At 72.5% G+C, this 25,411-nt stretch carries 17 protein-coding genes; 11 read left to right on the forward strand and 6 right to left on the reverse strand.

Going from position 1 to position 25,411, the window contains the following annotated elements; genetic code table 11:
* Window positions 1–89 precede the first annotated feature (89 nt).
* Window positions 90–1,379: a hypothetical protein gene (locus tag WMF22_RS32960; RefSeq protein WP_438032349.1), complete on the reverse strand. Its 1,290-nt coding sequence runs from the start codon at window positions 1,377–1,379 to the stop codon at window positions 90–92.
* An 880-nt stretch (window positions 1,380–2,259) separates the two neighbouring features.
* On the opposite strand from WMF22_RS32960, the gene WMF22_RS32965 reads away from it, so the two are divergent.
* Window positions 2,260–3,348, forward strand: coding sequence for a serine/threonine-protein kinase (locus tag WMF22_RS32965; protein WP_437293927.1), 1,089 nt, complete (start codon window positions 2,260–2,262; stop codon window positions 3,346–3,348).
* A gap of 54 nt (window positions 3,349–3,402) precedes the next feature.
* On the opposite strand, the gene WMF22_RS32970 is transcribed toward WMF22_RS32965, so the two are convergent.
* A complete protein-coding gene (locus WMF22_RS32970) occupies window positions 3,403–5,280 on the reverse strand; it encodes an amidohydrolase family protein (RefSeq protein WP_438032350.1) in 1,878 nt (625 codons plus the stop codon).
* Window positions 5,281–6,352: 1,072 nt separating this feature from the next.
* Here WMF22_RS32970 and WMF22_RS32975 point away from each other — a divergent pair.
* The 5 genes from WMF22_RS32975 (at window position 6,353) to WMF22_RS32995 (ending at window position 12,992) form a co-directional block, all read left to right on the forward strand.
* On the forward strand, window positions 6,353–8,497 hold the full coding sequence (locus tag WMF22_RS32975) for a TOMM precursor leader peptide-binding protein (protein ID WP_438032351.1): 2,145 nt from the start codon (window positions 6,353–6,355) through the stop codon (window positions 8,495–8,497).
* Window positions 8,498–8,508: 11 nt separating this feature from the next.
* Window positions 8,509–9,282 carry a SagB/ThcOx family dehydrogenase gene (locus WMF22_RS32980; RefSeq protein WP_437293930.1) on the forward strand — a complete coding sequence of 258 codons (774 nt, stop codon included), beginning with the start codon at window positions 8,509–8,511 and terminating at the stop codon, window positions 9,280–9,282.
* A 31-nt stretch (window positions 9,283–9,313) separates the two neighbouring features.
* On the forward strand, window positions 9,314–10,345 hold the full coding sequence (locus tag WMF22_RS32985) for a TOMM precursor leader peptide-binding protein (RefSeq protein WP_438032352.1): 1,032 nt from the start codon (window positions 9,314–9,316) through the stop codon (window positions 10,343–10,345).
* A gap of 111 nt (window positions 10,346–10,456) precedes the next feature.
* Window positions 10,457–11,977 carry a protein kinase domain-containing protein gene (locus WMF22_RS32990; protein WP_438032353.1) on the forward strand — a complete coding sequence of 507 codons (1,521 nt, stop codon included), beginning with the start codon at window positions 10,457–10,459 and terminating at the stop codon, window positions 11,975–11,977.
* Window positions 11,955–12,992, forward strand: coding sequence for a hypothetical protein (locus tag WMF22_RS32995; RefSeq protein WP_438032354.1), 1,038 nt, complete (start codon window positions 11,955–11,957; stop codon window positions 12,990–12,992). The genes WMF22_RS32990 and WMF22_RS32995 overlap by 23 nt, the downstream gene beginning before the upstream one ends.
* 110 nt (window positions 12,993–13,102) lie before the next feature.
* On the opposite strand, the gene WMF22_RS33000 is transcribed toward WMF22_RS32995, so the two are convergent.
* Both WMF22_RS33000 and WMF22_RS33005 read right to left on the reverse strand, forming a co-directional pair.
* Window positions 13,103–14,569, reverse strand: a complete 1,467-nt coding sequence (locus WMF22_RS33000) for an OmpA family protein (protein WP_438032355.1) — start codon at window positions 14,567–14,569, stop codon at window positions 13,103–13,105.
* Between the two features lie 20 nt (window positions 14,570–14,589).
* A complete protein-coding gene (locus WMF22_RS33005) occupies window positions 14,590–15,852 on the reverse strand; it encodes a hypothetical protein (RefSeq protein ID WP_438032356.1) in 1,263 nt (420 codons plus the stop codon).
* Window positions 15,853–16,375: 523 nt separating this feature from the next.
* On the opposite strand from WMF22_RS33005, the gene WMF22_RS33010 reads away from it, so the two are divergent.
* Window positions 16,376–18,877, forward strand: coding sequence for a M1 family aminopeptidase (locus WMF22_RS33010; RefSeq protein ID WP_437293937.1), 2,502 nt, complete (start codon window positions 16,376–16,378; stop codon window positions 18,875–18,877).
* Window positions 18,878–18,977: 100 nt separating this feature from the next.
* Entirely contained in the window at window positions 18,978–19,592 is a 615-nt protein-coding gene (locus tag WMF22_RS33015; RefSeq protein ID WP_438032357.1) for a hypothetical protein, read from the forward strand.
* A 224-nt stretch (window positions 19,593–19,816) separates the two neighbouring features.
* On the opposite strand, the gene WMF22_RS33020 is transcribed toward WMF22_RS33015, so the two are convergent.
* Complete coding sequence (locus tag WMF22_RS33020) at window positions 19,817–20,479, reverse strand: hypothetical protein (RefSeq protein ID WP_437293939.1); 663 nt, start codon at window positions 20,477–20,479, stop codon at window positions 19,817–19,819.
* 126 nt (window positions 20,480–20,605) lie between these two features.
* Here WMF22_RS33020 and WMF22_RS33025 point away from each other — a divergent pair, with 126 nt between their 5' ends.
* The 3 genes from WMF22_RS33025 (at window position 20,606) to WMF22_RS33035 (ending at window position 23,794) form a co-directional block, all read left to right on the forward strand.
* Window positions 20,606–21,754: a hypothetical protein gene (locus WMF22_RS33025; RefSeq protein ID WP_437293940.1), complete on the forward strand. Its 1,149-nt coding sequence runs from the start codon at window positions 20,606–20,608 to the stop codon at window positions 21,752–21,754.
* A 136-nt stretch (window positions 21,755–21,890) separates the two neighbouring features.
* Complete coding sequence (locus WMF22_RS33030) at window positions 21,891–23,033, forward strand: hypothetical protein (RefSeq protein WP_437293941.1); 1,143 nt, start codon at window positions 21,891–21,893, stop codon at window positions 23,031–23,033.
* Between the two features lie 272 nt (window positions 23,034–23,305).
* Complete coding sequence (locus WMF22_RS33035; RefSeq protein WP_438032358.1) at window positions 23,306–23,794, forward strand: hypothetical protein; 489 nt, start codon at window positions 23,306–23,308, stop codon at window positions 23,792–23,794.
* 27 nt (window positions 23,795–23,821) lie between these two features.
* Here the strand turns inward: WMF22_RS33035 and gndA are convergent, their stop codons facing one another.
* A complete protein-coding gene (gndA, locus tag WMF22_RS33040; RefSeq protein WP_012238664.1) occupies window positions 23,822–25,354 on the reverse strand; it encodes an NADP-dependent phosphogluconate dehydrogenase in 1,533 nt (510 codons plus the stop codon).
* Window positions 25,355–25,411: the final 57 nt, after the last annotated feature.

Here is a 25,411-nt window from a genome sequence, read left to right on the forward strand (position 1 = left end):
CGCGCGGCGCCGCGGCGCAGAAGGACGCGCGGAGACCTCGGATCCTCGCGGACCTCGGGCGCTCGATCCCGCGCGCGCTCCCGCGGCCGCTACTTCGGGGCGCTCACGATGGTGCCGTTCGTTCCGAGTCCGTTGGTCCAGTAGACGCGGGTCGCGTCGAGGGCGATGCCGTAGGGCGACGGCTCGCCGGCCGCCACCGCCCCGATGATGCCGTTCGGCAGCATCCTCATGACGTTCGGTGAGTTGGGGTCCGTCCAGTAAACGCCCGTCGCGTCGGCGGCGATGCCCCTCGGGTTCTCCCGGCCGCTCGCGATCACCGTCGGCTCTCCGCCGGTCTTGGCCACCCGCATCACGTTGCCGGTCCTGCTGGTCGTCCAGTAGACGTGCGTCGCGTCGACGGCGATCTCGCGCACCTGGCCTTGATCGGCCGCCAGCGTGGTGAACGGGCCTTCGCCCGTGGAGTCCTTGGGCGCGGACATCACCATGCCCCGCTCGTCGCGCACGGTCCAGTAAACGTGCGTCGCGTCGACCGCGAGGGCGTGGGTCGTCCCGCCCCGGTCCGAGATGACGGTGAACGGCCCGTTGCCGTCCGAGTCCTTCCGCGCGCGGACCACGGAGCCGCCGCGCTCGCGGTTCGTCCAGTAGACGAACTCCTCGTCGATCGCGATGCCGAACGGATCGGGCTGCCCCGCGGCGATCGCCACCGGCGCCTCCTGGCCGCCGACCCGCGCCCTCATCACCTGACCGTCGCTCTCGCCGGCCACGCCCTGGTTGGCCCAGAAGACGTGGGTGGCGTCGGCCTTGATATCGGCCGGCTGGACCTGCGCGGTGGCGATGTTGATCGCGACGGCTTCGCCCTGCGTCCACTGCCTGACCATGCCCTGCTCGCCGTTGGTCCAGAACACGACGCCGTTGGCGACGGCGAGGAACAGCGGATCCCGCTGGCCCGAGATGTGGATCGAGGTGCGGATGCACGTGCCGTCCCGGCAGGTGCCATCGCAGTCGACGGGGCAAGTGCCGCAATGGAGGGCGTCGTTCGTCACGTTGACCTCACAGCTGTTCTCGGCATCCGCGTCGCAATCGACGTAAACGTCCCCGCAGACCGGCGGCTCGTCGATGATGGGCCCCACGCCCCCGCTCCCGCCGCTCCCCGCGGTCGCTCCGCCCACGCCCGGCTCGCCCCCGGTCCCCTGGCCGCCCACGCCCGCCGCGCCCCCCGTGCCCGGCGCGCCGCCCTCGCCTCCTCCCGCGGAAGCCGTGGTCCCCGGACCGGACCCGCCGGGAGTGAAGAGGTTCGACGCGTCAGGCGTGGAGCAAGCTGCTACGGCGAGTCCGGAAACGAGCCCGAGGAGAACGGTGCGACGCATTGTGCTGTGCATGGAAACCTCCACCCATACAGGCTACACGAGCCTGCCGAAAAAACGCATCTGTGAACTTGATGTGTTTTCAAACCTAATTCGTCCGCGCACGCGCGGGCATGCCTCGTGCGGATCCGGGGGCAAATGACGGCGATGCGGCGGGCGAGGGCGCGCGTGGCAGGACAGCAGGCTCGACCCCGGCGCGCGCGGGCATGTGGTCGTGCTGGTTCAGCCGCCCCGCGCGGGCGGGCGCGGCTGCGGGCGCGCGCGGCTGGAGCTCCGGCAATGTCGCTGGATCTACCGACAAGTGGTCGCGCTCCGCCGGCGACGGGCGAGCCCCGCCCAGCGCGCAACGGGCTCTCGCCACGCCGGGGCCGCGGGCGCGACTCCGCACCTCGCGCGGCCGGCGCTCCACGCCGCGCGGCCGTGAGGCACAGGCGATGAGGGGTCTCCGCACGCCCCGGCCGGAGACACGATGAGGCAGCGCCATCAGCGCAGGAGACGGCGCAGGCCGGCGACTCACGATCACGGCGGAGCGGTGGAATCTCGAGAGAGAGAGCGCGCGCGTGCGGCCGCGGCGGTGGGCGCGAGCTCCCGAAGGCCGCTCGGGAGGCCTGGCTCACGCGCGCTTCGTGAGCTCCAGCCTCGGCGCCGCCCGCCCGCTCCCTCGCGAGCGCCTCGCCCCCGCGCCCAACCGGGAAGATGGCGCTGGACGCGGAGGGGCGCTACCCTCCGGACGCCGCGTGTGTGAACGTACGATGTCATCCAGGGTGGATCCGCTGTTCCGCCGCGCGGCGCGCGGTCACGGGGGAGCGTGCGGCGCGGCAGTGCGTGCCCTGCGCCGCGGCCTCCTCCTCCTCCTCGACGCCGCGCGCGGGGCTCGGCCTGGAGGCGCGAACGCATGAGCGAGTCCGTGTTCATCGCGGGAGGCCAGGCGAGCTCCGCGGCGCGAGAGCGCGCGATGACGTTCGTCGGGCGCACGCTCGTCCACCGCTATCGCCTCGAGGAGCTCGTCGCGATGGGCGGCATCGCCGCCGTCTTCAGGGCAAAGAAGCTCGCGACCGGCGAGGACGTGGCCGTCAAGGTGCTCCACCCGGACGCCGAGGAGCTGCCGGAGCTCATCGAGCGCTTCGAGCGCGAGGCGCTCGCCGGTCGCCACATCTTCCACCCGAACGTCGCGGCGGTCTACGAGATCAACCAGCTCGACGACGGCGCGTGGTTCATGGTGATGGAGTTCATCCGCGGCATCACGCTGCGGAAGCTCATCGACCAGGGCCCCGTCCCCCCGCTGCGCGCGGCGAACATCGCGCGCCAGCTCGCGAGCGCGCTCAACGCGGCGCACGACTTCGGGATCGTGCACAGGGACGTGAAGCCGCTCAACGTCATGGTCCTCGACGGGCCGGAGGAGCGCGTCCTGCTCATCGACTTCGGCCTCGCCAAGGTGCCGATCGAGCAGTTCTCCATCACCGACGACGGCTCGCGCCGCTCGCTGACGAACGCCGGCGTGCTGCTCGGCACGGTGGCGTACATGGCGCCCGAGGCGGCGCTCGGCATGCGCTCTGTCGACCGGCGGGCCGACCTCTACGCGCTCGGGGTCATCCTCTACGAGATGCTCGCGGGCAAGCACCCCTTCACGGCGGTCGAGCCGTCGGCGCTGTTCGCGCAGCACCGGTCGGCCGTGCCGCCGCCGATCGCCGAGCGCTCCCCTGGCGTCGTCGTCCCGCCCGCGCTGGAGGCGGTCGTGATGCGCCTGCTCGCCAAGGACCCGGACGACCGCTTCCCCCACGCGCGCGCCGTGCTCGTGGCGCTCGACGCCGCCATCCAGAAGATGAGCGCGCCCGAGAGCGGCATCGCCCTCGCCGCCCCGTCCAGCCTCCGGGCCGCGGCCAGCTTCATCGAGCGGCGGACGTCGCGGGCCGTGATCGCCGGCGCGGGCATCGTGTTCTTCACGATCGGGAGCGTGATCGCCTGGCTGCTCGCGTCGCGCTGAGCGCGCGCGGCGTCGTCGCGCGCGCGCTCAGCGGCGCTTGACGTCGTCGCGCGCTCAGCGGCGCCCGGCCGGCTCGCAGGTCCCCACGGGGAGCCCTGCGAGCGCGGTGTGATCGACGCACCGCTCGCCGCCCGGGCACGGCGCGGCGCGCTCGCCGCGCGGATCGCAGAGCGCTCTGCAGGTGTTCGAGGGGTCGCAGATGCTGCCGGGCGCGCACGCGAACGACGCGTCGCACGGCTGCCCGTCCGAGCCCGCGCCCGCGTTCCAGCACGACGTCGAGCCGTTGCCCCAGAACACGCAGGCGGCGCCGTTGTCGCAGTCCTGCGCGAAGAGATCGCAGCCGTCGCCGTCGATGCAGGCCCCCCCTGTGAACGAGCCGCCATCGAGGAAACACGCGCTCCCCGGCGCGCAGTCCGAGGCGGCGCTGCAGGTCGCGGCGCAGACCTGGGCCGGGTTGCACGACTGCGCGGGCGCGCACTCCGACGCGGCGAGGCACGCCTCGCCGGGGCCGGCGCCCGTCCTGGGCTCCCGCGCGAGGCTCGTCTTGCGCGGCAACGCGAGCGCCTCGCGATCGAGCAGGACGCCCGACTTGTAGACGCGCGACACGCGCTCGAGCGCGCGGACATCGGCGAGCGGATCGCCGTCGACCACGAGCACGTCCGCGAGCGCTCCTCGCTCGAGGCGCCCGAGATCGGGCCGCCCGAGCACGTCCGCGGCGGCGCGCGTGGCGGCGGCGAGCGCCGCGAGGGGCGGCATCCCGGCCTCGACGAGGAGCGCGACCTCGCGGCGCAGGCTCAGCCCGTGAAAGACGCCCGGGTTGCCGGCGTCGGAGCCGGCGGCGATGGTGACCCCGGCCTGGTAGCAGGTGACGAGGTTCGCGATCCCCTGCTCGCGCCACGCCTTCACGAGCGCCCGGTACCGCGCCGTCCTGAGCTCCTCGAGCATGGACGGGTCGCGCAGGGCGGCGATCACGCCGGCCGGCACGTCGTCGGCGAGGGCGGGGTCGTCGAGCTCGGTGAGCGTGCCGTTCACCGTGCGGTACAGGCCATCCTTCATCGAGAGCGTGGGGACGACGACGGCCCCGGCGGCGGCCATCCTCGCCGCGAGCTCGGGCGAGATCGGGTCCTCGTCCGGGATATGCGCGAAGAGCGTCACGCCGGCGTCGAGCGCCATCTCGATGTCGGCGGCCTCCGCGACGTGAGCGATGACCCGGACGCCCGCGGACGCAGCAGCCTCGTTGATAGCCTCCACGGACGGGCGCGCGAGGTGCGGGAGCCGCTGTGCTCCGCCCGACTCGAGCACGATCTTCACGAAGTCGGGTGCCCGCGGGAGGAGCGCCTCGAAGGCCCCGTCGACGTCAGCCGGAGAGTCGATGAAGATGCAGAAATCGCCGGGTGGGTTGCCGTGATAGCAGGGGTGCCCTCCGGTCGGCGTGAGCAGCGGCCCGGCGGCGAAGAGCTGCGGAGCGAGGAGTTCGCCAGCGTGGATGCGCGCTCGCTGCTCGAAGATGACGTGCTGGGACGAGCCGAGATCGAGGTACGAGGTCACGCCCGCCCGGAGCATCGCCTTCGTGTGATCCTCGAGGTGGAGGTCGCCGTCGTAAAAAGCATAGGGCCCGGCGACGTTCAGCGAGTGGACGTGGAGATCGATCAGCCCGGGGAGGACCGTCTTGCCGGAGACGTCCACGACCTCGCCGCCCCCGGCCTCCACGCCGAGCTCGGCGTCACCGAAGACGACCTGCTTCACCCTGTCGCCCTCGATCACCACGGTTGCCCTGGCCGCGCGCGAGCCGTCGAACACCACGCCGCCCTTCAGCACGGTGCAGCCCGCACACCCCACCTCGGTCGCGCTGGGCGTCGAGGGGTTCTCCTGGACACCACAGCCGATGAGCCACGTTGACGCGGCGAAGACACACAAAGCGAGACGACCCATCGCCAATCCGAGCGAAGTACGACGCATGACATTCCGTTGTTAACGGGCGCATTGGGCACCCGAGAAGAGGCGGACCGGGTACCGGAGGCAGCGCCGAAAAGCAATTGAATGAGGCGGCGCGCACGATGCGGTGCACGCGCGCCCGCAGCGTGCCGCGTTATCCAGGATTGTTCGCGTCGACGCGGGGGATGCGAGGAAGCGCTCCGTCCCCAACGCCCCATCCGGCTCTCCGGCCCGAGCCGGTGACCGCGCCAGATCGCAGGCGAGCTTGACAAACAGGCCTATCCCGGAAGCGCAGCCGCCCAGGCACACGGTGGGATCGCAGGGAGACGCCCTCGATGTTGTTCCGGCCTTTTCGGCTCCTCCGGCGGCGATCGGAGCCGCCCGGGAGAGCCGCCGGTGTGGGACGAGCGAGAGAAGGGAGCTCGCGGATAGCCCACTTCGGGCCAAGCCTCTCGCGCCGTCCACGGCTCGGGTCGCACTGGAATGACAGATAATCAGCTCGAGCTTCCGTCGTCCGGCGACGAGCCACCGTATTGACGAAGACCCTTTGCGTGCCTCACCTACTCGTGGGAGGCTCTGCGATGAGTGACTCGAACAACGGAAACAATTCTCCGAAGGATCTGGATGTGACGGTGAAGGAGCTGCGCAACGCCATCGACGATTTGTCGGCCAGGCTGGACGAGATGGCAATAGCGACTCCGGCCAACAACCGCTGCGGCTGCGGCAGGTGCGGCGGCTGCGGCAGGTGCGGCTGCGGCAGGTGCGGCTGCGGCTGCGGCGGTTGCGGCTGCGGCAGTTGTCACTGTAGCTAGCCCTGAGGCCGTCGAGGCCAAGCGATAGCGCTCTGGAGGGGGACGAGGAGCGCGGGGGATCGAGAAAGGCACCTTCCCGTCTTCCCCTGCTCGCCACGAACGGGCGACGTCGCGCGTTCGTGGCGAGCTTGCGAGTTTCTTCTCTCCTGTGCTTGTCGGAGCACCGCTCCCGAGCACCAGAATTGAACCTCTTTACCGAAAGTGCAGGACGGCGCTCGTCGAGGCGGCGCCGCGCTGCGCTTTCCTGGAGATCTCGCGTGGCCACCCAACTGCCCAGCTCAGCGATCACCGCTCCCTCGCTCGAGGGGACCGCCACGCCTGCGCCGGCGGAAGCGCGCGAGGAGCTCGCGCGATCACGCGTCCTCGTGGTCGGGCTCGAACCGTGGGGCGCCGTCGCCGCCATGGAGCTCGCGTCGCTGGGCGTCGGCGCGCTTCACGTCCTCGACGACAGGGAGGTCACGGCGGACGATCTCGGCCCCTTCTCCGAGGCGGATCTCGGCAAGGATCGCGCGCGCTCGCTCTCCATCGCGCTGTCGCGGCTCGCCCCCGGCTGCGCGGTCACGCCCGGGACGCTGCTCGCCGCCGCGGAGCGCCCGATCGTCCAGGAGGACACCGGCTGGGACCTGATCCTCGCCTGCGTCTCCGGCGATGATCTCCTCGTCCTTCAGGGCGTCGCCCGCTTCGCTCACGCGGCTTCCGTCCTGTCGCTCAGCGCGCACATCGAGGGGCTCGACGCGGTGATCGGGCCGGCCGTCGTGCCAGGCGAGACCGCGTGCTGGAACTGCTGCCGCCTGAGGAGGCTCGCTCTCAGCGATCAGCCGGAGGCGGATCACGCGCTCCACGCGTCGCTCCTCGCCGCGCGCCCCGAGCGCCGCGCGCGCACTTACCTCGCGCCGACGCCGGCGTTCCTGGGCCACGCCGTCACGCTGGCGGCCGTCGATCTGCTGGTGAACCGAGCCGCGTCGCGGCTCGCGGGCCGCTTCATGATCCAGAGCCTGGTCGACCCGGAGGCGTCGCTCCACGCCGCCCTGCGGATGCCCTGGTGCCCGGTCTGCGGCGGCGCCGCCGAGGCCCGGAGCTCGGAGAGCGCGGTCCGGAGCTCGGGCGCGCGCCTCGACGACGCGCGCGACCCCGCGGCGCTCCGGCAGATGCTCGCCGGCATCGTCGACACGCGCGCCGGCATCGTCCATCGCCTCACGCTGGACGCGACGAGCCCGGCGCTCGCCCCCGAGGCGTGCGTCACGGCCACGGCGTTCCTCAGCGACTACACCGATGGCTCACCGCGCCGCCGCTCGAGCGAGCCGCAGGTCGGCACCGGAAAGGGCGTCACGGCCGTCGAGGCCCTGATCAGGGCGACCGGCGAGGCCGTCGAGCGCTACTCCGCCGCGCTCGTCAACCGGAAGGAGCTCCTTCGCTCCTCGGTCGCAGGGATGAAGAGCGACTTCATCGCTCCGGAGCGCCTCTGCCTCTACAGCGAGGAGCAGTACGCAGCGCCTGGTTTCCCCTACGCGCGGGTCGACCCGACCGCGCCCATCGACTGGGCCCTCGGGCGCTGGATGGACACCGGCGCGCCCGTCTACGTGCCGGCGCTCCCGACCTACTACGGCTATTGCGCAGGGCACGACGCGCACTTCTGCCAGGTGACCTCGAACGGGCTCGCCGCGGGCGCGACGCTCGAGGGCGCGTCGATGGGGGCCGCGCTCGAGCTCATCGAGCGCGACGCCTTCATGATCTCGTGGCTCGCTCGCCGGCCCGGGCGGCGGATCTTGCCCGACGACTCGCTCGACCCCGAGCTGCACGAGGTAGCGAGGCAGCTCGAGGAGCGCGGCGCCCGGGTCGAGCTGTATCTCCTCGACGCGGGCGTCTCGGTCCCCGTGGTGATGTGCGTGGGTTACGGCGACGGCAAGCGCTGGCCTGGCGCGGTGGTGTCGATCTCCGCCCACCTGAGCCCCATCACCGCGATCAGGAAGGCGATCCTGGAGCAAGGCCAGATTGGCAATTACGTCTTCCGCATGATGACGGGCGAGGAGGTCGTGATCCCGGAGCGGCCGGAGGACGTGCGCACGCTCGAGGATCACGCCGTCTACTACGTCCCCGCGCGCCGCGCCGCGGCCTTCGCCTTCCTCCGCGAAGGAGGCACGGTCACCGCCGCCGAGCTCGAGGAGCCCGACGAGGTCTCGCTTTCCGAGCTCACCCGGCGCGTGCAAGCCGCTGGGCTGCGCATCGCGATCGTGGACGTGACGTCGCCCGACCTCGCGGCGACCCCGTTCCGTGTCGCCCGGGCCCTCGGGCCCGATTTCCAGCAGATTTATTTCGGCCACAAGCTCGCGCGGCTCGGCAATCCGCGCCTCCGCTCGATGGCCCCCCACGGGATCAACCCTGACCCTCACCCGATGGCCTGAGAGAGGACACCATGGCAAGGAGCAAAGAGGCGGACGTTGCGCGGCTCTATCATCTCCAGTCCTCCCACGTGAGGTCGCGGCCGCTGGAGCCGCCGTTCGACGGGGATCTCCAGCCGCTCCGCTTCCGGACCTACGTCGGCGCGGCGCGCACGCCGCTGCCCGGGCGCGATTTCGCGATCGACGCCCCGCTCGGCGGGGTGCTGGAGCAGCGGCGGTCACACCGGGAGTTCTCTCTCGGGCCGATGTCCATCGAGACGCTCGGGCGGCTCCTTCACGCGAGCTACGGCGTCCGCGGCGCGCGAAATGTCGACGGAGCGTGGACCTGCGATCGCCCCGCGCCCTCGGCCGGCGGCCGGTATCCGCTCGAGATCTACGTCGCGACGCAGGCCGTCGAGGGGGTCCCCGACGGCCTGTACCACTACGACGCCCAGGCGCACGAGCTCGAGCTCCGCCGGACAGGCCTCGCGCACGCAACGCTCGTGGATCTCACGGTGGGTCAGGACATGATCCTGAACACCAATGTCGTGGTCATCATCACCGCGGTGCCGTTCCGCACGATGTGGAAATACGGCCAGCGCGGATATCGATTCCTGTGGCTGGACGCAGGGCACCTGGGCCAGAACCTCTATCTCGTCGCGACGGCCATGGGCCTCGGCCCGGTGGCGATCGGCGGATTTTACGATGAGGAGCTCAAGGCCTTCCTGGCGCTGCCGGCCGAGGAAGACACGATGTACATCGTCTGCGTCGGTCAGCCCGCGCCGGCCGGGGGCCGGAGCGGGCCTTAGCGCGCCTGAACCAGAAGCGTCGGAGAGCACCATGCCCAGCATTCGACTCAGCCGCTCGGCCAGCATCACGCCCACCGACGTGGGCGTCATCCTCCGCTCCGATCTCGGCACCTTCCAGCTCACCGGCCTGGACGTGAGCGCGTTCGTCGAGCGGATGGTGCCGCTGCTCGACGGGTCGCGCGACCGGGAGGCGCTCGTCGAGGCGCTCGCGGACTACTCGCGGCAGAGCGTGACGGCGTTCCTCGACCTGCTCGAGGCGCGCGGGCTGGTCGAGCCGGTGCCCGCGGGGGCGCCGTCCGGCGAGCGCCTGCACGGGCAGCGCGAGTTCCTCCGCAAGTGGTCGTCGGCCCCGGAGCAGGCGGCGCAGCGGATCGCGAACGCGCGCGTGCTCGTGGTGGGCCTCGAGCCCTGGGGGGCCTCGGCCGCCCTGGCGCTCGCGGGGGCGGGCGTCTCCGCGCTCCGCCTGATCGACGGCGGCGCCGTCGGCACGCGCGACGTCGCGGTGGTCCGCGCGCGGGGGGAGGCGGCGCTCGGCGCGCCCCGCCGCGGCGCCGTGGCCGCGCTGATCCGCGAGCACGCGCCGCTCTGCCGGGTGGACGAGAGCTCCTCCGCCGCGCTGGAGGGGGACGGCCTCCTCTCGCCGGAGGGGCGCCCTCACCTCCTCGTCGCGGCGGTGCGCGGCGACGACGCGGAGCTGCTGGAGCGCGTCGCGCGGTTCGGCCATCGCACAGGGATCGCCACGCTCTTCTCGCACCTCGCGGGGACGACGGCCGTCCTGGGCCCGCTCGTCTTCCCGGGGAAGACGGCGTGCCGGATCTGCGCGACGACCGAGGCGCTGAGCCCCTCGCTCGCGGCGCGCTCCCTGGCCGATCCCGCGCCGCACGCCGGCACGATGGGTCAGCTGCTCGGCCACCTCGTGGCGATGGAGGCCCTCAAGGTGCTCTCGGCGTACACGCCCTCCAGGCTCGGGGGCAGGTTCCTGATCCAGGACCTCGCGACGCTCGAGACATCGCACCACACGCTCGTGAGGTTGCCCTGGTGCAAGGTGTGCGGCGAGGGATGACGCGGGGCTCTGGGTGCTCTAGCCTGCGGCCGTGAAGAGGCCTCCCCTTCCAGCCGCCTCCCGCATCGCCGACGCGCCCGCCGCCGGCGCCCATGGCCCGGGCCTCGCGCCATGATCGGTCGGACCCTCGACGACCGCTACACGATGCTCCGGCTGCTCGGCCAGGGCGGGATGGGCGCCGTCTACGAGGCCCGGCACGCGGGCACCGGCCGCCGCGTCGCGGTGAAGGTCATCCTCGGCCAGGCGGCGGACGACGAGCTCGTCCGCCGCTTCCAGCGCGAGGCGCGCGCGGTCGGCGCGGTCGAGTCGGAGCACATCGCGCAGGTGTTCGACACCGGGCGCGACCGCGAGACCGGCGCGCCGTACATCGCGATGGAGTTCCTCGAGGGCGAGGACGTGCAGGCCCTCATCGAGCGGCTCGGCCCGCTCCCTGTCGATCTCGCGCTCCGCATCGGGCTGCAGGCGTGCCTGGGGCTCGAGCGCGCGCACGAGGCCGGCATCGTCCACCGCGACATCAAGCCGGCCAACCTGTTCCTCGCGAAAAAGCAGGGCGGCCAGCGCGTGATCAAGGTGCTCGACTTCGGCGTCGCCAAGGTGACGGACAACAGCCTCGGCAACGGCGGGATGACGAAGAGCGGCGCGCTCCTCGGCTCTCCCCTCTACATGTCGCCCGAGCAGGCGCGCGGCAACGGCGCCATCGACGCGCGCTCGGACGTCTGGTCGCTCGGCATCAGCCTGTACCACGCCCTCTCGGGCCATCGGCCCAACGAGCACCTGACCGGCCTCGGAGAGCTCGTCCTGGCCATCTGCACGACCCCGGTGCGCTGGATCCAGGAGATCGCGCCCTGGGTGCCGCTGGAGATCGCCCGCGTGGTGCACCGGGCGCTGGTGATCGATCCGGCGGGCCGCACCGCGAGCGCCGGCGAGCTCGCGGCGGCGCTGCGCGCGTTCCTGCCGGGCGGCGAGGCGATCGTCGAGGCGATGCTCGTGCCGCTCGACGCCGCCACGCGCGCGTCGCGCGCGTCGTTCGGCGCCATCTCGGCCCCCCAGCACGCCTCGAGCGCGCCGTTCGGCGCTGCGCTGACCCCGCCGCGCGCGTCGGCCGCGCCCTTCGAGGCCGCGGGGCGCCCGCCGGGCGGGCAATCCGGACCGTATGCGCTGTCGGCCACGGCGCCCGCCACGAGCGTGCGGCTGTCGAGCCGCCCCGAGCGTCCGGCGTCGCGCCCGCCCGTCGCCCTGATCGCCGGCGGCGTGCTGGCCGCCGCGCTCGCTGGCGGCGCGGGCGTCTACCTCGCTGTGCGCAGCGCGCCGCCGGCCGCGCCCACGCCCTCGGCCGAGCCGGCCCCGCCAGCGCGCGCCGAGACCGAGCCGCCGCCTCCGTCCGCCGGCGTCGAGGCCAGGCCGACGCCGTCCGCCAGCGCCGAGCCGCCGCGCGCCGACACGCCCGTGGATCCGCCGGCCGCGGCCTCGTCGACGCCCGCGGCGCCGCCCTCCGCCGCGGCGACCGGACGCGCCGCCGCGTCGGCGCCGGCGAGCGCCGTCGCTCGACCGCCCGCGCCGAGGCCGCCTGCGGCCAGGCCGCCGCCCCAGAGGCCCCCGAGGAATGACGATGACGAGACATCGAGGAAATAGCCGCGTCGCGTGGTGTGTCGCCGCGCTCCTGTCGCTCTCCGCGGGTGTCGCCCGCGCGGAGCCGTCCGCGGATCAGGCGGCCGCGGCCGAGGCGCTCTTCCGCGAGGGGCGCGATCTCGTCGCGCAGGGCAAGCTCGCCGAGGCGTGCCCCAAGTTCGCGGCGAGCCAGCGGCTGGACCCGGGCTACGGCACCCAGTGGAACCTGGCGGACTGCCTCGAGCAGATCGGCCGCAGCGCGAGCGCCTGGGCGGCGTTCCGCGAGGCGGCGGACATGGCGAGCCGGGCCGGCCAGGCGGACCGCGAGGCGAAGGCGACCCGCCGCGCGGCCGATCTGGAGAAGAAGCTCGAGCGCCTCGCCATCACGGTGACCACGCCGGCGGACGGCCTCGTCGTGAAGCGCAACGGCGCGGTCCTCGACGCCGGCGCGTGGGGCGCGCCGCTCCCTGTCGATCCGGGCAAGCACCGCGTCGAGGCGACCGCGCCAGGCAAGAGGCCGTTCTCGGTCGAGGCGCAGACCGCCGGCCCCGGCCAGGTCGTCACCGTGGAGGTCCCGCCGCTCGAGGACGACCCCGCGGCGACAGCGGCGACCCCGCCGCCCGGCGCGCAGCCCGGGCCGCTCGCCGCGCCGCTCCAGCCGGCCGCTGGCGGCGACGGAGACAGCGGCGCGGGCACCCGCCGCACCCTCGCCTTCGTGGCAGGCGGCGTCGGCGTCGCCGGCGTCGTGACCGGCTCGGTCTTCGGGCTGCTCGCCAGCTCGCGGTGGAACCGGGCCCAGGACGAGCACTGCCGGACCGAGACGCTCTGCGACGCCCGCGGCGTGGCGCTGGTCGAGGACGCCAAGAGCGCCGCGAAGCTGTCCACCGCCGGCTTCATCGTCGGCGGGGTCGGGCTCGCGGCCGGCGTCGCGCTGTTCGTGACGTCGCTCGGCGACACGGAGCCCGCGGCGGCGAGGATCGTTGTCGCGCCTGCCGTCGGCACGGCCGGCGGCGAGCTGGCGATTCACGGCCGCTTCTGACGCCTGGCAGCGCCCGGCGCCGCGGCGCGCCGCGGGCGGCGGCCGGCCCCGATACGGGCCAGCCGCCGTGCCCGGGAGGGCGCGACGCGCCGCTCCCGGGCGAGCGCGCCTCACTCGTCGATCACGAACTCCACGCGGCGGTTCTTCGCCAGGCTCGCCGGGTCGGTGCCCTCGGCCACCGGCCTGTCCGACCCGAAGCCCTCGGCCGTGAGCCGGCCCGGGCTGACGCCCTTCCGGATCAGGTACTTCCGGACCGTCTCGGCGCGCTGCTCGCTCAGCTCCTGGTTCAGCTCGGGCGTGCCGGTCTCGTCGGTGTGCCCCTCCACCCGCAGCCGCTCGATCTCGGGGTTCGCCTTCATGACGAGCGCCACCTGATCCAGGGTCCTGTACGAGTCCTGCTCGAGCTCGGCCGAACCGGTCCGGAAGCGGATGGTGTCCCGGATCACAAACTGGCCCTCCTCGTACGCGACCCGCGGCTCGCCCTCGTCGGGGCAGCCGTCGTCGTCCTCGACGCCGTTGATCGTCTCCTTCTCGTCCGGGCACTCGTCGTCCGCGTTCGGCACGCCGTCGTGATCATCGTCGGCGTCCTCCTCGGGGCAGCCGTCGCTGTCGTAGTCGGCGTCGCGATCCTCCGGGACGTCGGGGCACTGATCGCGCTCGTCGTCGACGCCGTCGTGGTCCCTGTCGTGCGAGGTCGGCGTGTACTTCACGCCCGCGAACACGCGGAAGATCGGCACGCCGTAGCCGGCCAGCGCGCCGATCCCCGGGCCCGCGGTGATCTCCCACTCCTCGCTCGGGTTGATCTTCACGTAGCCGAGCGCCTCGAGCGGCGTCTCCTCCTCGTTCAGGTCGTCCGCGGCGATGCCGATGCCGCCGTTCGCCTCGGCGCCGATCTCGACCTTCCCGTCGATGCCGCCGAAGCGGTAGCCGAGCGCCGCGGCGTACGTCAGCTCGCTCGCCGCCTCGACGTTCGCGTACGTCGTCCCCTCGCGGATCGCGACGCCCGCGTTGACGCCGAACCTGAGGCCGGGCGCGAACCGGTGATCGAGCACGATGCGCGGCCAGAACACGACGTTGCGCGCGCCGCCCGCGAAGTCTCCGGTGTGCGTCGGGACGCGCAGCTCGGCCACGAGGCCGAGGCCGATGGAGTCGCGGTCGTCGAGCAGGCGCAGCTTCGGCACGAGCCGGATGTCGCCGAGGCCCGCGAACGACGGAGAGCCCTCGCCCGACTGCGCGAGGAAGAACGGGATGTCGAGGCCGATCGCGAACGGCTCGGCGATCGTGACCGACGCCATGAGATCGGCGCCCAGGCGGCCGCTCACGATCTGGCTGCGCACCTCGCCGTCGCCCGTCGCGACGATCAGCGGGTTGCGCGCGTAGTTCAGGAACAGCCCGAACGCCCATGGATCGCCGGGCTCGCGGACGCCGGAGCCCTCCGTGACGACGAAGGCGTCGTGGGTGACGGCCGGCTTGAAGCGCTCGACGTCGATGTCCGTGCTCTGCGCCGACGCGGGCGTCGCGGCGGCGAGGACCGCGCAGGCGGCGCAGGTGATGGCGGCGAGGATCGGTGCGCGCATGGTTCTCCTCTTCATCGGCTTCATCGGCCGGCTCCGGGTCCGCGGCGCGGGCGCCTCCGCAACCGGAGCGCGAGCCCGCCGGCGGCGAGCAGCGACAGGGCTCCCCCTCCGTACGGCGCGGGCCCCGCCGCGCAGGCGCAGGCGCCGCCCTGGACCGCATCACCCGGCAGGAGATCCGGTTCGCCCGGGCCGCCCGCGCCGCTCGACGCCCCGCCGTCGACGCAGCGCCCGGTCGGCGCGCAGCGCAGGCCCGCGCCGCACTCGGACGAGCCCGGCGAGCACGGGCCGCACTGCCCGCTGGCACACACGAGATCGCCGCACTGGGCGTTCGACGTGCAGGTATCCCCGGGCGTGGGGACGCACCGGTAATCCGCGGAGCAGTCCTCGTCCGCGTCGCAGTCGACATCGTCGACGCACGACACCGGCAGGATGCAGTCGCCGTCCACGCAGATGCCCCCGCCGGCGCAGTCCGCGTCGCGCGTGCAGCCGGAGGGCGGGACGATCACGTCGGGCACGCGGTCGCCGTCCGCGTCGCCGGCCACGCACGGCGCGGAGAGGCCGATGTCGAGATCGCCCGGCCCGAGCGCCGCCGCGTCGTTCACCGACCGGAAGTACAGGTTCGCCTCGCACGCCACGCCGACGCCCACGAGGTCGAGCGCGATGGATGCCTGCGCGTACCCCCGCGTCGCGTCGTTGATCAGCAGGGGGTCCATGTCCGTCCCTGCCTCGGTCGCGACCTGCGCGTCCGTCACGTCGACGGGCTCGTACCGCCCCGACGCCCCGGAGAAGGACCAGACCCTCACGAGCGTGCCGTCGCCCTTCACGCCGAGCACGACCTCGTAGCCGCCCGGCGACCCGTCGTTCGTGAACCGGTCGTCGATCCCCGCCGTCGCGGCGGTGCCGCCGGTCTGCCGGTTCCTGTCGGTGTCGATGAACACGAAGAGCGTCGCCTCCCCGCTGATCGCGGTCGTCTCCGACACGTACCCGCGCACCCAGAACCGCCCGGCGGCGGCGACCGCGTACGCGGACCGGAAGTCGATCGATCGCTCCGGCGCGTCGAAGGCCTCGCCGTCGCCCGCGACGTCCTCCTCGCCGTAGGGCCACCTCGGCTCCCCGGTCCTGTCGATCGCGACGATCTCGTCGAGCACCGGCGTCGTCCGCCCGCCCGTCCACGTCTGAGCGGACGAGCTCCTCGGAAGGAGCGCGACGCCGAGCGCCGCGCCCAAAGCCAGGGGCGCGACCCACGAGCGCCCCCGCGCGCACCCATCTTTGTGTTGTGCCATGGCGGGGAGCATCCTCGCACAGGTCGCCGCAACCCTTACAAATGAAAGGCGATTCGCGCCCAGAGTGCGCAAGGGTGCGCGCCTGCAATACCATGCATCCCCACCGTCGTTCGCGCGCGAGCGGGACGGGGGAGAAGCGCTCACCGTCGATGCGATGTCGATGCGCTCACCCTCCGTGCCGACTGGGCAGCTGATCATCGCTCCTCCCTGCCCGCGCGCACGAAGCGCGGAGAGCACGGCAGAGCACGGTAGAGCGCGATCGCGCGCGCCGGAGGCGCGGCCTCCACGCGCGGCGGCCCGGAGCGACGAGCGGCCGTGACGCGGGCGACCGAGCGCCCCTTCTTTTCATCACCGAGCGGCTCGCCGGGGCCTCCGGCGCGATCACCTGGCTTGGCCACGCGCCCGGGTTCTGTAACTGTCCCGCGGTCAGTTACGCGTCGCTGCGCCGCCGTGGGCTCGGGGGGTCCGAGCGCTGGCGCCTGGCCGCGCGAGATGAATCCCTCTTCCGATCGAAGGAACCGCGATGCACTGCACACTCCAGAAACACCGCCCCGGAGCGCTCCGTGTGGCTTGCCTGCTGCTTGGGTCGCTCGCCGCCGCGTGCTCGGGCGAGGGCCCGGCGCCGCTCGAGGGGAGCGCGTTCGACGTCGAGCGTTACGACCTCCGGGGCGAGTTCGACTGGGAGCGGAGCCGCCTCGTGGCGACGCTGGGCCTCACGCTGTCGCTCACCGGAGACGGCCCGAGGACGGTGGTCCTCGACAGCGCCGTCGCCGAGGTGAAGGAGGTCCGGCGGAAGGGCGGCGGGGCGCTCCCGCACGCGCTCGATCCGCAGCGCCAGGCGCTCGCGATCGACCTCTCGAGCGAGCCCGAGGCGATGAGCGGCGCGCCGATCGCGCTCGAGATCGACTACGAGGCGCTCTCCGGCGACGCCCTCCGCGCGGTGCCGGCGCGCATGGGCGATCCGGTCGCCGTGCGCGCCGTCTACACGGTGTCGGAGCCGCTCGGCGCGTCGCGGTGGATGCCTTGCCACAACGCGCCCTCGGACCGGGCCATCTTCTCGATCGCGATGCGCGTCGACGGCGGCGAGGCGCTGATCGCCAACGGCGATCTCGTCGGCGACGAGGATCTCGGGGCGTCGGGCCGCCTCGTCCGGTACGAGACCGCCTACACGCTGCCGCCCTACCTCATGGCGTTCGCGATCGGCGACTTCGAGGTCGAGCGCGGGACGAAGGGCGATCTCCCCATCGCTGTGTGGCATCGCCGCGGGTTGCCGGGCGATCACGGCAGGATGGTGGACGAGCTCGCGCGCGCCATCGGCCGCTTCGAGGAGCTGCTCGGGCCGTACCCCTTCGAGAAATACGCGCTCGTGCTCCTGCCGGACTTCTCCGTGGGCGGGATCGAGCACGCGAGCATCAGCTTCCAGCGCGAGGAGCGGAGCACGCAGCCCGCGCTCGCCTCGGATCTCCTGCTGACGACGCACGAGCTCTCGCACCAGTGGTTCGGCGACCTCGTGACGGTGGAGACCTGGGACGACCTCTGGATCAAGGAGGGCATGGCGACGTTGCTCGAGCAGGAGGGTGTCCGCGTCTACACGGACGAGAGCGGCGCGGGGACGCTGAACGGCGACGAGCTCGGCCCCCGGGACGGCGACGCCGTCCGCGATCCGTCGCTCGCGCCGGGCGAGAAGTACACGAGCGGCCCTTACGGCCGCGCCGCCTGGCTGCTCACCCAGATCCGCAGCCTCGCCGGCGAGGAGGCGTTCTGGTCGGCGCTCCGCGGGGTGCTCGAGGAGCGCCGGTTCGGGACCATCGGCACGGACGCGTTCCTCGACGCCTTCGCGCCGGCGCTCGGCCCGGAGGCGGCCGCGCGCGCGCGGCGCGCGGTCGTGGCCAAGGCGCTCCCGTGGCTCACGGTCGACCCCGCGCCCTCCGGCGGGGCGTTCGTGACGGTGCACGACCCGGAGGGCGCGCTCGTCGCGCCCCTGGAGCTCGCGTGGGTGGCCGGCGACGGCCCGGCCCGCGTGCAGACGCTCACGCCCGGCGAGCGCGTCGAGGTCGCGCCCGCGCGCCCGGGCGAGCTGCTCGTCGTCGATCCGCAGGACCGCCACCCCGAGTGGGTCTTCCTGAGCACCGACCGCGATCTCGAGGCCTACGCCGCGACGCTCGCCCCGCGCCGCGTCCCCGCGGGCCCCGAGGGCGTCTCGCGCTTCCTCGACGTGGGCGGCGCGCACCAGCTCGCCGCGCTCCAGGACGGCCTGCCCGAGGGGCTCGCGCCCGAGGAGTTCGAGGCGTTCGTCGAGGGCCTCGACGGCGAGGCGGCCCGGGCGGTATCGCTCGCCGCGGCGTGCGACGTCGCGTGCGCGCCGGGCCTCGACGCCGGCGTCCGCGGCGCGTGGTCGAGCGTGCTCACCGGCCTCCTCGCTGGAGCGCCTTACAGCTACGGCCTCGACTACGTCGGAAGCTACGCGTCGTGCAGCGCCGTCGTGTCCCCCGAAGCGCTGTTCGCCGAGGACTGGTCCGCGCTCGAGACCGGGCTCGCCTCGGGCGGCGTCTCCGACGTGCGGCTCCAGTACCTGTCCAAGTTCAAGCTGCCGCCCGAGGCGGCGCTCCGCGCGTGGGGCAGGGTCGCGACGATGGCGAGCTCGGTGCGCGCGCGCGTGCTCGCGATCCGGCACCTCGCGACGTACGTGGACGGGCTCGACCCGGCTGCCCTCTCGGACTTTCGCGCCTTCTTCGCCGGCGTGCTCGGCGCGACCGATGTCGCCGACGTCCTCGCCGCGGATCTCCGCGCCGTGGTGGCCTCCGCCGCGCCCACGGCGGCCGGCAACCAGGGAGCCCTGGACGGCCTCGCCCGGGTGCTCCGCTCGCCCGCGGCCCGCTCGGCCCACCCCGCCGCCGTCTGCGCGGCGTTCACGTTGACGAGGGGTGACGAGCAGGCTTTCCGCCGCTTCGCCGCGGGGATCGAGGGCGCCGGCGTGACGGACACCACCGCCGATCTGCTGCGCTCTCCCGTCCATTGCCTCTGACGCGCGCTCGCCACGACATCCCATCTCCCCCCGCCGGCCTCGCTCCGTGGCGAGGCCGGCCCTCTGCGCGGTAACCGAACGCTGCTATGCTCCGCTGCCCATGTCGGAGCTCGTCCAACTTCTTCGCCAGAACGCCCCGATAGCTCGCATCGCCGAGCACCTCGATGGCCTGACGCACGAGGAGCGCCGCAGCGCCCTGTCGACCACGACGCGCGCGGATCAGCGGGCGCTCTATGCCGCCGCGAGCCACGCCCCCCCGCTCACGCTCGACTTCTTCGTCCCGGACGGCACCCCGCGCCGCGTGGCGGTTCGTCACGAGGGCAGGAACAGCCTTCCTCTCCCGTCCACATTCCGTTTCTTCGAGAAGCGTTTTGCCTTGCCCGAGGACGGCAGCGCGCGGCTCTTCGGTTACAACGAGGGTTCCACGCGTCCCTGGATTGGCCCGGGTTTCTTCGTCGCGGTCCCGACGGCCGGCAATCCTGCGTGGCAGGAGCGTGGCGCCATCGTGATCGACTACTTCCAGGTCCCTGACGGCCCTGTACCTGACGGCTGGCCCCGGGTCGTCCCCAACAGCAAAGGACTCCAGTTCTTCGTCTACAACGGAACCCGTGATTTCATGCGTCGGGTCTCGAAGGACGTGTCCATCGGCGCGGCGTTCAAGGGCGAGCGTTCGCTCGACCATTACTTCACGCTCTGCCGCTCGCCGTCCGCGTAGAACGCCGATCAGCTTGGCAAGCATAAAATGGGACGCCAGAAGACGCCAAAACACGCCAGAAGACGCCAAGAAAACAATAAATTCTGGCGTCTTCTGGCGTGTTTTGGCGTCTTCTGGCGTCCCAACTTCTCGCTGTTTGCGTGCGGCTTCAACCCGTTTGTCGCGCTAGCCGTTCCTCTCCAATCGTAATTCGCCCCCTTTCCCCACCGAGGACGCCTCGCCCCCTAGTTTGGCTGGGGCCCCCCGCCCAGCCGCGCCAGCATCCCCTTTCGCAGGAGCCCCACCTTGTTCCGCATCGCGGTCACCTGTTGCCGCATCCCGTCCGCCTGCTCCGCGAGGTCGACGATCCCCGCGGCCGTCGCCGCCTGGGCGAGGGCGCGCGCCTCGTCGGCGAGGCGCCCCATGCGCCCTTCCACCTCGTCCATCGCCGCCACCACCTCGTGGATCTGCTCCGGCGTCGTCGCCTCCCGCTGGCGCGCCGCGGTCTCCTGAACCAGCTGGTTGATGCTCCGCCCCTCCTCCCCGAGCGCCGCGAAGCGCTGGAACAGCTCCCCGAGCTGCTCCGCCCGCCGCTTGATCTCCTCGCCGCGCGCCGCGAGCGCCGTGGCGGTCGCCTCGTGGCGATCCCGCGCCGCCGCGATCGCCGCGATGAGCGACCCGAGCGCCATGCTCACCCGCTGCTGCGCCTCGGCCGCCTCGGTCGTCGACTTCGCCGCGCGCTCGATCCCCTTGCGGGTGTCGAGAGAAAGCCGCCGCGCCGACTCCGCGAGCTCCTCGAAGCGGACGAGCTCGCGCTCGAGCGCATGCGCCGCTTCCGCGAGCTCGCCCCCGCCCTTGCCGTGATCGTCCTTCCCGCCCCCACGGCCGTTCTTCTCGCGCTTGTTCACGTCACACTCCCTGCGCTGCCTGTCCACCTCCTGGGAGGCCCCGCCGTTTCGCCTGCAAGCGATGTTCGGACCGGTGTACTGTATCAAAACGGCGGCCCGTACGTCGGACGCACCTCGGAGGAACGGATGCGAAGCGCGTGGCTCGTCCTCGTCGGAGTTCATGCCCTGCTGGGCTGCGGGGCTGCGCCGCGGAGAGAGCCTGCCGCCGACGCCGACCCCACGCACGCCAGGGTCGCCGCCCCGAGCGCCGTCCCGGAGGGCTCGACCCGCGAGGCGCGCGCCACCCTGCGCTCGCCCGAGGAGAAGGAGCGCGCCGCCCTGCGCCCGCCCAGGAGCACGCGCGCCCGCGACACCGCGCCCGAGGCCCCCAAGCCGCGCGCCCCGATCCCGCTGTCCGACAAGGCGAGCACGCCTGTCCGCTCCGCTGGGAACGCCCGACCGCCCGTGAAGGAGCGCGCCCCGATCCCGCTGCCCGGGAAAGGCAGCGCCGCGCGCTCGATCGAGGCCGACTGCAAGGCGCTCGGCCCGGAGGTCCAGAAAGCCTCGCGGATGATCGAGGTGCTCCGGCAATCCGACCTGAACACGCCGCCCGACGTGCTCGGAAGGATCGCGGATCGGCTCGACCTCTGGGCCCGCGCGGCCGCGGTCCAGGCCTCCGATCCGGAGCTCGCCCAGGGCGCCAAGGACATCCGGGAGAGCTTCGCCCGGACCGGCGCCGCGGCCCGCAAGCTCCAGGCGTCGCTCGGCGCTCACGACCGCAAGAAGGCAGGTGTCGCCCGCGCCGGCCTGGAGAGGGAGCTCGACCAGGACGCCAAGGCCGTGAGGGGCATCGCCGCCCGTTGCAAGAGCAACCCCTATGACCCGATCAAGGGCAAAGCCCACATCCCGCCTCACGTCGTGCGGAGCGTCGTCCAGGAGCGCTTCGGCGAGATGCGCGCTTGCTTTGAAAAGGGCCTTCGCCTGAACCCCAAGCTCCAAGGGCGCCTGCCCGTACACCTCGTCGTCGATGGCGAAGGGAAGGTCACCTACGCGGGTGACGCCGACCGCCCGCCCGAGGACGCGCCGCTCCTCATTGCGCTGCCCTCGCCCGGCGCGACGCCGCCGTCGTCGCCCGCTCCCCCGCTCCGCGACGCCAAGGTCGTCGGCTGCGTGCTCGACGTCTTCCGCGGCCTCCGATTCCCCTCCGCCGCAGACCGCAAGAGCGTTGCCACGGTGGTCTATCCCGTCGTCTTCGGTGTGGACGACAACCGCTCTCCAGCGACCTCCTCCAGGTGACGCAGAGCGCAATCGCGGCGGCGAGGCGCTGGCCGCTTGCCGTCCGGGCGAGGCCGACGCCAAGCACGCTCAGCCTCACTTGCGCCGCTTGCAAAGTTATTTCCTTCTCAGGGGCCTGAGGGTAAGCATTCCGCCGATGAAGCTCTCGCTCACCGAGCTCCAGGACATCCGCCGCACGCTCGCGGCGCGCGTCGTCTTCGGCCTCTCCACGCCCGGCACCGAGATCGCCGCGCTCCCTGCCTATCTCGCGCCGCCGCCGGGAGGGATGATGGGCCGCGCCGTGGTGGTCGACGCCGGCGGCACGAACCTGCGCGCCGCCATCGTGGAGCTCTTGCCGGGAGGCCAGTCGCGCATCGTCGCCGGGCCCGTGCCTGCGAAGTTCCCGGGCGGGCCGGAGATCACGGGCGACGCCTTCTTCGACGTGCAGGCGGAGCTGGTCGAGCGCCTGGGCGCCGTGCACGGCCTGCCGGTGGGGTACTGCTTCTCGTATCCGTCGGAGACGCTGCCGTCGCTCGACGCGCGGCTGCTCCGCTGGACCAAGGGCGTCCAGGTCGCCGGGGTCGAGGGCACCAGCGTGGGCGAGCGGCTCGGCCGGGCGCTCGGCGCGCGGAGGCTCCGGCCCGGTCCGGTCCGGGTGCTGAACGACACGGTGGCGAGCCTGCTCGGGGGTGCCTTCGCGCACGGCGGGTCGCAGCCCGCGGCGTTCATCGGGCTCATCGTGGGGACGGGGACCAACATGGCCACGTTCCTCCCCGCCGGCCGGATCCCGAAGCTCAAGACGGGTCACTTCGTCGCGCCGATGGCGGTCAACCTCGAGAACGGAAACTTCAACCCTCCGCACCTCCAGCCGTTCGACGCGGAGCTCGACGCGAGCTCCGAGAACCCCGGCGCGCAGCGGTTCGAGAAGGCGGTGTCCGGGGCCTACCTGCCCCGGCTCTTCGGGCGGCTGTGTCCGGACCATGCTCCGCTGACGAGCTCCGCGGATCTCGTGCGGCTCCGCGACGAGGGCACGGACGAGGCGCGGCGGGTGGCTGGCGACCTGCTCCAGCGCTCGGCCGACCTCGTGGCGGCGGGGCTCGCGGCCGTCACCGACGTGCTCGACAGCCCTCCTGGGGTCGGCATCCTCGCGGAGGGCAGCCTCTTCTGGGGCGATCCCCGCTATGCGCCGCGGGTGCAGGAGACGCTGCGCGCCCTCGTCGGCTCCCAGGTCGAGCCCCGGATCGCCCGGCTCGAGCACGTCAACCTCATCGGGTCGGCCTGCGCCGCGCTGTTCGCCTGAGCTGCCGCGCGCCGCTTCCCCTCGCCGCTCGCTGCGCCGCGCCGGGGGCGCCGGCGTCCGCCTGGCCGTGCAGCGTCCCCGTGGGGGGTCCGAGGCGGCAGGATCACACATTTCTGGCCGAATCCGTTTTTTGCGACCACCATGACGCAGCGTTGACCCCATGGGAGGAGCTCGTCCGGTGATGTGTGAAACAACAGCGCGCTTCGGCTCGACCGGACCGGTCGGGCGGGTGGGGCGCTTCCGGTCGTCGCGGGCGGGCCCCGGTGGCCGGAATGGCTATTGTCTTTAGAGAGATGCTCCCGTCGAACCGCAGACTCGCGTTCCGCAGGCAGCCTCACCTGCTCGACGACACCGGGAGCGTCGGCGTGTGGATCACGCAGCCGGCGGGCATGGTCGTCCAGCTCTTGCGGGAGACGGTGGCGACCGGTGAGGCCGCGCGGTTCATCTCGGTCGACGCGTACCAGAAGCTCGTGGGCGTCATGCGCCCGGGGGAGCGGGCGTTCTTCATCTACGACATGACGCTCATGGTGCGGTACGAGAGCGAGGCGCGCATGATCCTGACCCAGTGGGGTCTCAACGTGCGCGACAAGATCGAGCACATCGTCGTCCGCCCGCCCCCGGAGATGAACAAGCTCGGGCGCATGGGGATCCAGACGATCGCGGCGGCGATGAGCCTGGCGGGGGTGCAGCTCGACATCGTCGACGACATCGAGCCGTTCCTGCGCGAGCAGAACCTGCGGCCGCGGATCAGCCTCACCTGAGACGAGGGACGGGAGTCGCGCGGGGCGTCAGTGCCCACCGCCGGTGCCCTTGATGTCCAGCTGAGGACGGGAGGGGTGCGGCCAGTCGAGGTGGAAGAACTTGCCGCGCGGCTGATCCGTGCGCTCGTAGGTGTGCGCCCCGAAGTAGTCTCGCTGCGCCTGCAACAGGTTTGCAGGCAGGTGAGCCGCACGGTACCCATCGTAATACGACAGGGCCGACATGAACGCAGGCGCCCAGACGCCGTTCTGCGCCGCGATCGACACCACCTTGCGCCAGTTCGCCTGCCCCTGCTTGATCTGATCGTTGAAGTACGGATCGAGCAGCAGGTTCGTCAGGCCAGGATTGCGCGTGTACGCCTCCGTGATCTTCTGGAGGAAGCGCGCGCGGATGATGCAGCCGCCGCGCCAGATGCTCGCGATCGTGCCGAAATCAAGCGTCCACTTGTACTCCGCCTGCGCCGCCGCCATGAGCTGGAAGCCCTGCGCGTAGGCGCAGATCTTCGAGCAATACAGCGCGTCGCGGATCGCCGTGATCGTCCCCTGCCGGTCCGCGACCGGGGTCGGGGTCGGGCCAGAGAGGTGCTTCGAGGCCTCGACGCGCTCGTCCTTCAGCGCAGAGAGGCAACGCGCGAACACCGCCTCCGCGATGGCGTTCGCAGGGATTCCCATGTCGAGCGCGTTGCTGCTCGTCCACTTGCCCGTGCCCTTCTGCCCCGCCGTGTCGAGGACGAAATCGACGAACGGCTTGTCCTTCTGGACAGGGTCCTTCTGCTGGAGGATATCGGCGGTGATCTGGATGAGGTACGAGTCGAGATCTCCGCTGTTCCACTCGGAGAAGACCCGGGACATCTCGTCCTTCGACATCCCGAGCAGCCCGTCGAGGAGCGTGTACGCCTCGCAGATGAGCTGCATGTCGATGTACTCGATGCCGTTGTGGACCATCTTCACGTAGTGGCCCGCGCCGTTCGGCCCGATGTACGCCGTGCAGGGGACCCCGCCCTCCACCGGCTTGCCGGGGGACGCGCCCTCGATCGGCTTGCCGGTCGCCGGATCGACCTTGGCGGCGATCGCGCGCCAGATCGGCTCCAGGTGCTGCCAGGACGCGGGATCGCCGCCGGGCATCAGCGAGGGGCCGAAGCGCGCCCCCACCTCGCCGCCGGAGACGCCCGAGCCGAAGAACTTGCACTGCTTCGCGTACTCCTGCTCCCGGCGGATCGTGTCGGTCCAGAGCGAGTTGCCCAGATCGACGACGATATCGTCCGGCTCCACGCCCGCCTCGATGAGCTGCTTGACCACCATGTCCACCGGCGGACCGGCCTTGACCAGGATCACCGCCTTGCGCGGCTTCTTCAGCGCGCGGACGAAGTCCTTCAGCGTCTCGCAGCAGACCAGGCCGCCGGGCGTGCTCGGGTTCCTCGCGACGAAGTCCTTCGCGACCTGCACCGTGCGGTTGTACACGGCCACCTTGAACCCGTGGTCGGCCATGTTGAGCGCGACGTTCTCGCCCATGACGGCCAGCCCGATCATGCCGATGTCGCAGCTGGATGTGGCATCATTCATCCCGGTTCTTCTCCTTCACACGTGGCTCGTTCGCCGCCAGCGACCGCTGTGCTGCGC

This window comes from Sorangium sp. So ce204, assembly GCF_051526795.1.
Taxonomy (GTDB): domain Bacteria; phylum Myxococcota_A; class Polyangia; order Polyangiales; family Polyangiaceae; genus Sorangium; species Sorangium cellulosum_B.